The organism is Cellvibrio sp., from assembly GCF_039207905.1.
Classification (GTDB): domain Bacteria; phylum Pseudomonadota; class Gammaproteobacteria; order Pseudomonadales; family Cellvibrionaceae; genus Cellvibrio.
In genome coordinates, this window is the sequence record NZ_JBCECX010000026.1 from 1 (window position 1) to 11,417 (window position 11,417).

The following is an 11,417-nucleotide window of genomic DNA, read 5'->3' on the forward strand; positions in this document are numbered from 1 at the left end:
AACTTGTGACCCATGCCTTGTAAGGGCATTGCTCTACCAACTGAGCTAACCGCCCAAGATTTCACGCTTTTCAGCGTTCACCTTGTTGGTGGCGCGTATTCTAATCATGTAAAACTATGGGTCAACCTTTTTTTAACAGATTTATAAAAAAATCGAAAAAAAACTAAAAAATGGTTGCGAAACAAACACTTGTGATCAGTTTTTGGTCTTGGTGGCAAAGTTTCCCGCTCTCGCTTATGAGTTGTTATACTCGCGCAAAATTTCTATTCAATACGCGGAAGCATATTTATGTGCGCAATTCTAATAAGACTTTGCACTTGCATCGGATTATTGCTTATTTCTTTATCCAGTTTTGCAGCCATCGAAGTTCATGAGTTTGATAATGATGTTGATCGCCAGCGCTATCAAACATTTATTGATGAAATGCGCTGCCCTAAATGTCCGAACCAGAATCTCGCCGGTACTAATTCTCCTATCGCAATGGATTTGCGTCGTGAGCTTGATTTCATGATTAAAGATGGTAGATCGGATAAAGAAATCGTGGATTTCATGGTGGAACGCTACGGCGAGTTTATTTTATACCGCCCGCGTTTATCGCCCGCCACTATCTTGCTTTGGGGAGCACCTATCGCGTTGTTGCTTATAGGCATTGTGATGCTTCTTCTTATAGTGCGTAAACGTCGTCGTGTTGATGTAGAAGAAAGCTCGGTGCTGTCTTCGGTTGAACAGGCGCGCTTGGCAAATTTGCTTAACTCTTCGGCAGATAAAGCAGCCGCTGAAAAATCAGAAAGAAATTCCAGTCAGGAGAAAAAATAATGATGTCCTTGTGGGTAGGGGCTGCGCTCCTGTGTGTGGTGGCATTGATATTTATTTTTTGGCCGTTAGTGCGTTATGGCAAACAACAGAATGGTCAATCAAGCGAAGTTATTGCCGAGCGTCTTGATGAAAACGTGCGGCTATTTCATGAACACATTGCAGAGCTAAATGCGCAATTGGCTTCTGGTCGTATCGATCAGGCTCAATTTGATCAATTAAAGTTGGAGCAAGAGCGTGCGTTGCTGGAGGATGAGGCTGATATTCGTGCAGCTCAACAGACTCGTACTCTGAGTGCTGGTGTTAAGACGCTGAGTGTCATTGCACTTTTAGTTGTGGCGGTGAGTTGGGGGCTCTATCAACACTTGGGCAGCAGTGCAGATGTAGAAATTCGTGCGGCGCAGGAACTCAAACAAAAGCTGGATAATGAAGATTATATGGCCGGTCGCAATCCTGACCCTGTACGTGCACGTGAAATGGCACGCTTGATCGAGGCGCGTTTGGCAGATAATCCTGATCAGTTGCAGTACTGGTTTTTCTTGGCGCGTATTCAGATGGATTTGAATGATTTTGGTCAGGCCGTTAACGCCTATCAGCAGGTGCTGCAACGCGATAGTGAATCAGCCATGGTCATGGCGGAGCTTGCTCAAGCGATGTTCTTGCGCGACGAAAGTAAGATGAATCCTGCAATCAGCGATCTGGTTGAAAAGGTGCTAGTCAAGGAGCCTGATAACACCATGGCTCTCGGTTTAGCTGGAATCGATGCCTTCGGCAAAAAGGATTACGTCAATGCCATTAAATACTGGGAACGCACGGTTAAATTAACTGGCCCGGATTCCGCAGGCAGCCAGGCATTAATGGCTGGTATCGAACGAGCTGCAACCCTGTATTTTGCCGAGGGCGGTACTGAAGAGTCTCTTGCGGCTGCACGGTCTGGTCGCCAATTAAGTATTAATGTGAGTTTGGCTGAAGGGGTTGATGCCAAGCCGGATCAAGTTGTGTTTGTTTATGCCCGGGCGTGGCAAGGGGCAAAAATGCCTCTGGCAATTGCGCGCGTACAAGTATCTGAGCTGCCCAAGCGCGTATTGTTGACTGAGGCTATGGCTATGACACCGGCGATGAGTTTGGGCTCAATCGATAATGTTGAGGTGGTGGCAAGAATCTCACAAAACGGTACGGCTGCCGCAGAGGTTGGTGACTGGCAGGGGAGTTTTGGCCCGCTGGATATGCGCTCACTTCCGGCTGATATTGGCGTTAAAATCGATGAAAAAATAAGCCAGTAAGCGTCAATCGATTCCTGCACTTGCTATTTTTGGTTGAATTTTGTTCGGTCAAATGGGCGTTGTCGCTTTTGCTTGTGGTGGCGGGTGTAAAGCAGCACACAAATGTGTAGAATCCCGCCCTTACAGGTTTTTTTGGTGACTTTAGGATTTTTAATAACAGTCAAAAAAATCAACGAAATCAAACAGCTAGGCAATGTGTGGTTGCCGGCGATTTATTTATAGAACAGGCCGGTTTGGGTAGGGCATCCAAACTCCATAAGCCTGATGAAATATGAGTGATATGGACCTATGCGGTTAAAGTGCATCAAGCTGGCTGGCTTTAAATCGTTTGTTGATCCGACTACGGTCAACTTCCCCAGCAACCTGTGCGCTGTCGTTGGCCCAAATGGCTGCGGGAAATCCAATATTATTGACGCCGTGCGCTGGGTAATGGGGGAATCCTCCGCCAAGAACTTGCGCGGCGAAAACATGACCGACGTTATTTTTAACGGTTCCAGTGGCCGTAAGCCGGTCGGTCAAGCTTCTATTGAATTGGTGTTCGACAACTCGGATGCCACCCTCGTTGGCGAATATGCCGCCTTCACCGAAATCAGTATCAAACGTAAAGTTTCCCGCGATGGCGATAACAGCTATTACCTCAATGGCACCAAATGTCGTCGTCGCGACATCACCGATATCTTCCTTGGCACCGGCCTTGGTCCGCGCAGTTACGCGATTATCGAACAGGGCATGATCTCCAAGCTTATCGAAGCAAAACCGGAAGATCTCCGCGTTTATATCGAAGAAGCTGCCGGTATTTCCAAATACAAAGAGCGTCGTCGCGATACCGAAAGCCGTATGCGCCGCACGCAGGAAAACTTGGAGCGCTTGACTGATATTCGCGATGAGTTGGAGCGTCAATTGTCGCGCTTGCAACGTCAGGCGCAGGCAGCTGAAAAATACGCAGAATACAAAAAAGAAGAGCGCTTATTAAAAGCCCAGTTGCAAGCATTGAAATATCAGCAGTTGGATTTGCAAGCCAAAGCCAAGCAGGCTGGTATTCGTGACCTTGAGTTACGGATGGAATCTTTTGTAACTGATCAGGTCAACAAAGACACTCAAATCGAAAAATACCGCAGCCAATATACTGAGCTGGGCGATAAATTTAATGAAGTTCAAGGTCGCTATTATGCGATCGGTGCTGAAATCGCACGTCTTGAGCAGAGTATTCAGCATGCCAGTGAGCGTGCGCGCCAACTGCAAACGGATCTGGATCAGACCAGTCGCGACAGCAAAGAAGCGGAAGAAAATTTATTAATCGATACGCAAAAGACCGAAGCTTGGGAAGAAGAGCTGCTTGAGCTTGAGCCCGAGTTGGAATTGGTTAAAGCCGCAGAGGAAACCTCCGGCGAGTCATTGATTGATGCCGAAGAAGCTATGCAGCGTTGGCAAAATGACTGGGATAGTTTTAACCAGCGTGCGTCCGAGCCGCGTCAGCGTGCAGAAGTACAGCAGTCACGTATCCAGCATTTGGAACAAGTGCAACAGCGCTTGCTGCAACGAATTGAAAAATTGCGTGAAGAAAAAACTAATCTGCAAGATGGTGCGGAAGACGAATCGATTCACGAATTAACCGAGCAACTCGCTGAGTTGGATCTGGTTGCCGATGAAAAGCGTACGCAGCTGGATTCATTTGTTGAACAGCTAGATAGCACGCGCAATGACAACAACCGTTTTGTAAACGAATTGGATCAGGCGCGCAGCCAGCTGCAAAAAATGCGTGGCCGTCATGCATCACTTGAGGCATTGCAGCAGGCTGCAATGGGTGAAAAGAACAAAGCTGTTACGCAATGGTTATCTAGCAATGAGTTAACCAATAAGGCGCGTTTGGCAGACACTATTAGTGTCGCCGATGGTTGGGATAAGGCGCTTGAAACTGTATTAGGCAACGCCTTGCAAGCAGTATGTGTTGATCAGGTTGATGCTGTTACTAGCCTGCTGGAAAATCTTAAGCAAGGTGAATTGGTATTGTTTGATACCAATGCTAAATCCTCCGCACCATCATCAACTAAAGCTGCATTGCTGAGTGACAAGGTAACTGCAGGTTGGGATGCACAGGGCTTACTTGCTGGCATCTATATCGCCGATGAATTATCTGCTGCACTTGCGCTGCGCAAACAGCTCGCTGCGAATGAATCGGTTATTACTCGCGATGGAATTTGGTTAAGTCCGCACTGGGTTCGTGTAACTCGCGATACTGATGCAAGCTCTGGTGTTATTGCTCGCCGTCATGAATTGGAAGAATTGGCCGCGGCGATTGCAAGTGCAGAAGAAAATATCGAAACACTTAATGCTCAACTGGAAGAAGGGCGCGCAGCAATCAAACGCTTAGAGCAAGATCGTGAAGCTTTGCGTCGCCAAGTTGATGACGAGAGCCGTAAGTACGGCGAATTGCGTTCACAATTAAGTGCAAAACAAGTTCGTATTGAGCAAATGAATATGCGTCGCGAGCGCGCGGATAACGAAATCCGTGAAGCCCGTGAACAAATGGAGCAAGAAGCCGAGCATTTGTCAGAAGCGCGGATGATTTTGAGCGAAGCCATCGAAATGATGGAGCAAGATACCGACTTGCGTGAATCCTTGCTGCAGCAGCGCGATGATATTCGCACAGGCTTGGATACTGCTCGTCAACGCGCGCGTCACGATAAAGATAAAGCGCATGAAATTGCCATGCGCTACCAATCTGTAAAAACGCAGTTGGATTCTATTCGTTTAGGGATTGGCCGTTTGCGTGAGCAAACGTCACGCTTGCAAGAGCGTCGCGAACAACTGATCGCAAGTATCGCTGATAATCGCGATCCGGTTGAAGAATATAAATTGGAGTTGGAAGCCAGCTTATCCAAACGTCTTTCCGTTGAATCTTCTTTAACAGAGGCGCGGAGAGCATTGGAAACTGTAGAGCATGAGTTACGCAATTCCGAACAGGCTCGTGGACGAGCAGAGCAAGAAGTGCAAGCGGTTCGTGCGCATTTGGAACAGGAACGTTTGGCTGCACAAATGTTTGAAGTGCAGCGCGCAGGCATTGTTGAGCAAATGCAGGAAGACGAATTAAATCTCGATATTATTTTGGCCGAAATGCCGGAAGGTACCGAGGTGAAACCGCTAGAGGAAGAATTGGAAAGCCTTGCGGGCAGAATCTCCCGCCTTGGTCCGATTAACCTCGCGGCAATTGACGAATACAAAACAGAATCCGAGCGCAAAAATTATCTCGATGCACAAAATGCCGATTTAATGGAAGCATTGGAGACTCTGGAAAATGCAATTAAACGCATTGACCGTGAAACGCGCACACGCTTTAAAGAAACTTTCGACCAGGTAAACAAAAGTTTGCAAGAGTTATTCCCCAAGGTGTTCGGCGGTGGCCACGCTTATCTGGAATTAACTGGCGAAGAATTGTTGGATACCGGCATTACTATTATGGCGCGCCCACCGGGCAAGCGTAACAGCACAATTCATTTGCTATCGGGCGGCGAGAAAGCCCTGACTGCAATTGCATTGGTGTTTTCGATATTCCGTTTGAATCCGGCACCTTTCTGTATGCTCGACGAAGTTGATGCTCCGCTCGATGATGCTAACGTTGGCCGTTACGCGCGTATGGTTGAGGAAATGTCGGCACAAGTGCAATTTATTTACATTACGCATAATAAAAATGCGATGGAAATGGCACACCAATTGTTAGGCGTTACCATGCATGAACCGGGTGTTTCACGTTTGGTAACAGTAGATGTGGACGAAGCTGCAGAATTAGCTGCGGTTTAACATTGAACTAATTAATACGGATAACCTTATGTGGAAAGATTGGGTCATCATCATTGGTACTTTGCTTATCTTGCTGGTATTGGCAGATGGGATCAGACGTAAGCGCAATGAGCGCAATGGCAATATTAAGGTATCGCGTTCGTTAAAGAAGAGCTTAAAACAGCAAGCTGAATACGATGATGAACCTACGGAAACTCCAAGCTACACCAGTGAGTTGCCCAACGGTGGTGCGCGTGTTATCGGTCAGCGCGATCCTTCTGTTCGTGTTCCCAGTATTGAGAAAAAGGCGCAAGCAAAGTCTTATTTGGATAAGCATTCTCGCTCTGAGGCGGAGGAACCTATTGTTGCTCCGCGAGCCCATCGTGAACCTCAACAAGCTAGCTTGAATCTTGGTCAATCAGTTCCGATGTTGATGGAATCTGTTGAGGATTCCAGAGATGGTTCAAGTGTTGTAAGCGAACGTATCGAGCCAAGTTTTTCGGCTTCTCGTGATGAGGAGTTTGATGATTATGATGATCGTCAAGATGATAGTTATGAGGGTGAGGATTACGAGCGCGATGATCATCCCTATGAGCGTGAATTGATCGCAGATCAAGAGCAGGATGAGCTTGATGACGAGACTTATGCTGAAGAGCAGGAAGATCTTGATAACTACGATGAAGATTATGATCGCGATGATGAAGAATATACATCAGAAGAGTATGACGAGCGCGACGAGCTTGATGATGAATATGATGAGCAGGGATCAGGAGCTTCTTCAGCGCAACAAAATAACCTTGCCGAAAAACAACCGGCTGAGCCGGAAGAAGTTTTGATCATCAATGTTATGGCTCACAAAGGTGAGATGTTCAACGGCGGTGATCTGCTCGATATTATTTTGAAATGTGGTATGCGCTACGGCAGCATGGATATTTTCCATCGTCACAGTGATACCAAAGGCGAGGGCGCTTTACTGTTTAGCATGGCGAACATGGTGAAGCCGGGCACTTTTGATCTGGATGCAATGGATGAGTTTGAAACGCCGGGTGTTAGTTTGTTTATGACACTGCCCATTAATGCTGACTCAATGCAATCATTTGATTTAATGGCTGATACGGCGCGTGCAATTGCTGACACGCTTGGCGGTGAGCTGAAAGATGAGCAGCGAAGTGTGATGACTCGTCAAACCTTGGAGCATTGCCGTCAGCGTATTCGCGATTTTGAACGTATGCGTTTATTCCGTCGCCCTCCGCGCTGATTATTTAACACCGTTTTATTTGACACAGGGATGTGTCAGAAATCCGCAAGCTAAGGCATGAATCGCGCCTCGCACCAAGCCCGAATCATAAGGTAATTTTTTCATGTCTACTCTCTCTTTATTTGATAATTTTCCGCCAGAAATCGAACAGCTACGTCAGGAAATTCATCAGCATAATTATCGATATTACGCGTTGGATGATCCACAAGTTACTGATGCGGAATATGATCGCTTGATGCAGCGACTGCGCGCACTTGAAGAACAATATCCAGATTCAATTACTCCCGATTCGCCGACACAACGTGTTGGTGCGGAGCCTATTTCGTCATTTCAGACTGTTGTTCATGAAATGCCCATGCTCTCACTTGATAATGCGTTTAGTGATGAAGATTTGTTGGCTTTTAATCAGCGCATTTGGGATCGGTTAAAAACTTCTGAAGAAATCGAATATGCATGTGAATTAAAGTTAGATGGTATTGCAGTTAGTTTGTTATATGTTGACGGATTGTTGGTGCGTGGTGCAACACGAGGTGATGGGTTTAACGGAGAGGATATAACGCACAATGTTAGGACAATTAAAACTGTTCCATTAAAACTTCTGGGTAATGATTTTCCAAAGGTTTTAGAAGTTCGTGGTGAAGTTTATATGCCGAAACGGTTTTGGGCTTCACAAAATGAGCAGGCATTAATGCGTTCAGAAAAACCTTTTGTGAATCCTAGAAATGCAGCAGCAGGATCATTGAGACAGTTAGATCCTAAGATAGCCAATACAAGATATCTAAAGTTGTGCGCTTATAACGTTGGTGTTTTTGAAGGTGACGGATTAACGGATAATCATACTGAGAACTTGGAAAAGTTAAAATGCTGGGGGTTTCTTACAAATCGTAAAACAATTACAGCTAAAAATATTCAACAATGTATTGAGTACACACACGACATATTAGCAATACGAAATACTCTTCCGTATGAGATCGACGGTATCGTTTTTAAAGTCAATTCGCGTCAGTTGCAAGATCAGTTAGGTTTTATTTCCCGTGCGCCGCGCTGGGCAATTGCCTATAAATTTCCTGCACAAGAAGAATCAACTACGTTACTTGATGTTGAGTTCCAGGTTGGTAGAACTGGCGCAGTTACACCAGTGGCTCGTTTGCAACCTGTGTTTGTCGGTGGGGTCACCGTTTCAAATGCAACTTTGCACAATCGCGATGAGATTAATCGCTTGGGAATTAAAATTGGCGATACCGTAATTATTCGCCGTGCAGGGGATGTCATTCCACAAATTGTACAGGTGGTGGAAGCCAAGCGCCCAGCAGATGCGCGCGATATTCTTTTTCCGGAACATTGTCCGGTTTGTAATTCGCCGGTCGAGACAGTTGCTGATGAGGCAGTTGCTCGCTGTTCTGGTGGTTTGGTTTGTGCGGCGCAACGCAAAGAGGCGATTAAACATTTTGCATCGCGTAAGGCGATGAATGTTGAAGGGCTTGGCGATAAGCTTGTTGAGCAACTGGTTGATCTGGGCTTGGTGAATAATCTTGCTGATTTGTATTCGCTGACGCGAGAGCAATTGTCGGCCATGGAGCGTATGGGCGATAAATCAGCCGATAATATTTTGGCTGCTCTGGAGCACTCTAAAAAAACGACCTTGGCTAAATTTATTTATGCCTTGGGTATTCGTGAAGTGGGCGAGGCGACTGCGCGTAATTTTGCCAATTACTTTGGTAGTTTTGAGTTGTTGTCGGCTGCCGATCAAGAACGATTGCAATTAGTTCCTGATGTCGGCCCAGTGGTTGCTCATTTCGTGGCAGAGTTTTTTGAACAAGAATCCAACCGAAATGCTGTGGCAGCATTGAGAGCTGCCGGTATTCAGTGGGCTGACATTGAGGTCGCGAGCCCTGATGAGCTGCCATTAAATGGTCTGACCTACGTGTTAACGGGAACACTGGAGACATTATCACGCGATGATGCAAAAGGTCACCTACTTGCATTGGGAGCTAAGGTCGCCGGTAGTGTTTCAGCTAAAACAGATTACGTCGTTGCTGGTCCCGGTGCTGGTTCAAAACTGGCGAAAGCTGAAGAGCTGGGGCTAAAGGTAATGGATGAGGCCAGTTTAATCGCATTGTTACGTGAACATGGGCGTGAGTTCTAAATGTTGTATTCCCTCTGTAAATTTATTTTGCTCGGGTCGCTATTGGTGATGGCTGGTTGCTCCACTTTACCGCCCTCTAATCCCAATAATCTGTGTGATATTTTTGATGAGAAAACATCCTGGTACAAGGATGCCAAAAAAGCCGAAAAGCGTTGGGGTTCTCCGGTCCCGGTTATGATGTCGATCATGTATCAGGAGTCGATGTTCAAGCACAATGCGCGTACGCCGCGTACGAAAATTCTGTGGATTTTCCCTGGGCCGCGTAAGAGCGATGCATTTGGTTATCCGCAAGCGAAAAACGCAGTGTGGAATGAATATCAGGATCAAGGCGGCAGTAGTTTTGCCCGGCGCGATAATTTTGGCGATGCCATAGATTTTATTGGTTGGTACAACAAGCAAAGCCAAAAGCGCAGCAGAATTGGTTTGAGTGATAGTTACAACCTGTACCTTGCTTATCATGACGGTCATGGTGGATATAATCGCGGTACTTATCGTCAAAAAAACTGGTTAATGAATACCGCGCGAAAAGTAGAAAGTAGGGCGCAGCAATATGAAAATCAATTGCAGCGTTGTGAAGAGCGATTCAAAGGCAGTTGGTGGTGGCCGTTTTAGCACCACTGGAATAAATAGAGATTTACGTCGATTATTAATATCGGAGTAGGTATGGATCAAGAGTCAATTGTGTACGGTTGTATTAAGGATGTATCACCGTCGATGGCAGAATCTGAGCGTATTCGTGTAAATCGCGATGCAATGTTGTCATTGCCGCATGCGGATGAATGGCCTTTTCTTAGTCAGGAAATGTTTTCTATTCCGAGTGCAGATTCGCCATTTTTTAATTATCAAACCGAAGTTATGCATTTTGGTGCATCCTACAAAGCAGTTGAATATGAGTGGGATCAATGGATCGCCCAGTTTGAATCGCTGCTGAGCAGAATGTACTGGGTTTCGGCAACGGTTCATCTTGAAACTGAATTATCGGGTACTCACACTTTTACTTGGGAAGCGAACGGCAACTATCACAAGCCAGGATCTGGCGATATGCGTGTTCGTTGTGAATGGAGCCACGAAGGTTCGCTAGGGTTGTAATTTTCGATAGTATTTTAAATTTTGATAGCTGTTTTAATTGGCATGTTTTAATAGGCACGTATATATGCAAATCCCTCTGACAACTCCGGCTTTTCGTTTTCGTCGCTTGCGTAAAACCGGCGCGCTACGCGAATTGGTACGCGAAACCCATTTGCGCATGAGCGATTTTATTCTGCCTATTTTTATTGAAGAAGGAATTACTGCTCCGGTAGAAATTAAATCTATGCCTGATGTGTATCGCTACCCCGAATCACAGCTTGCTGAACTGGTGAATCGTGCATGGAGCAAAGGCATTAAAGCCGTTATTCTTTTTGGTGTTTCTACCCATAAAGATGAAGAGGGTTCGGATACCTGGTGTGAACATGGTTTGTTGGCGCGTATGATTCGCACTGCAAAGCAGGCGCAACCGGAAATGCTGGTAATCAGTGACAATTGTTTCTGTGAATATACCGATCATGGCCATTGTGGTGTTGTTACCAACAATGATGTTGATAATGATGAAACGCTTGCGAATTTACAAAAGCAAGTTGTGCTTGCAGCGCAAGCCGGTGTGGATATGATTGCGCCCTCAGGCATGATGGACGGGATGATCAGTGCGATTCGCGAAGCTTTGGATTCGGCCGGTTTTACTCATATTCCGGTAATGTCTTACTCCACAAAATTCGCCTCTGCGTTCTACGGCCCATTCCGGGATGCAGTTGATAGTAGCTTTAAAGGCTCGCGTAACACTTATCAGATGGACCCCGCCAATGCACGTGAAGCGCTGGCTGAATCTATGCAGGATGAAGCCGAGGGTGCAGATATTTTAATGGTGAAGCCAGGTATCGCCTACCTTGATGTGCTTGCACATATTCGCGCTAATTCTGCGCGACCACTGGCTGTTTACCATGTGAGTGGTGAGTACGCGATGATTAAGGCGGGCGCTGCTGCCGGTGTGATCGATGAAAAGGCGATTGTGCTGGAAACAATGACTGCGTTTAAGCGCGCAGGTGCTGATTTAATCATCACCTATTACGCGGAAAAACTGGCTGAATGGTTACCCACATAATTA

At 46.2% G+C, this 11,417-nt stretch carries 8 protein-coding genes; all 8 read left to right on the top strand.

All coding sequences use genetic code 11. From position 1 onward, the window contains the following. Positions 1-288: 288 nt before the first annotated feature. The 8 genes from AAGC78_RS15295 to hemB all read left to right on the top strand — a co-directional run bounded on the left by AAGC78_RS15295 (position 289) and on the right by hemB (position 11,414). Positions 289-816, top strand: a complete 528-nt coding sequence (locus tag AAGC78_RS15295) for a cytochrome c-type biogenesis protein (protein WP_435784966.1) — start codon at positions 289-291, stop codon at positions 814-816. Then, positions 816-2,096: a c-type cytochrome biogenesis protein CcmI gene (ccmI, locus tag AAGC78_RS15300; RefSeq protein ID WP_435784967.1), complete on the top strand. Its 1,281-nt coding sequence runs from the start codon at positions 816-818 to the stop codon at positions 2,094-2,096. The genes AAGC78_RS15295 and ccmI overlap by 1 nt, the downstream gene beginning before the upstream one ends. Before the next feature lie 288 nt (positions 2,097-2,384). Next, positions 2,385-5,894 carry a chromosome segregation protein SMC gene (gene smc / locus AAGC78_RS15305; protein WP_435784968.1) on the top strand — a complete coding sequence of 1,170 codons (3,510 nt, stop codon included), beginning with the start codon at positions 2,385-2,387 and terminating at the stop codon, positions 5,892-5,894. Between the two features lie 28 nt (positions 5,895-5,922). Next, positions 5,923-7,131, top strand: a complete 1,209-nt coding sequence (gene zipA, locus AAGC78_RS15310) for a cell division protein ZipA (RefSeq protein ID WP_435784969.1) — start codon at positions 5,923-5,925, stop codon at positions 7,129-7,131. Positions 7,132-7,234: 103 nt separating this feature from the next. Beyond that, a complete protein-coding gene (ligA, locus tag AAGC78_RS15315) occupies positions 7,235-9,277 on the top strand; it encodes an NAD-dependent DNA ligase LigA (protein WP_435784970.1) in 2,043 nt (680 codons plus the stop codon). Beyond that, complete coding sequence (locus AAGC78_RS15320) at positions 9,278-9,889, top strand: hypothetical protein (RefSeq protein ID WP_435784971.1); 612 nt, start codon at positions 9,278-9,280, stop codon at positions 9,887-9,889. Between the two features lie 51 nt (positions 9,890-9,940). Next, positions 9,941-10,366 (top strand): hypothetical protein, encoded by a 426-nt coding sequence (locus AAGC78_RS15325; RefSeq protein ID WP_435784972.1) that lies wholly within the window; start codon positions 9,941-9,943, stop codon positions 10,364-10,366. Between the two features lie 64 nt (positions 10,367-10,430). Then, a complete protein-coding gene (gene hemB / locus AAGC78_RS15330; RefSeq protein WP_435784973.1) occupies positions 10,431-11,414 on the top strand; it encodes a porphobilinogen synthase in 984 nt (327 codons plus the stop codon). Positions 11,415-11,417: the final 3 nt, after the last annotated feature.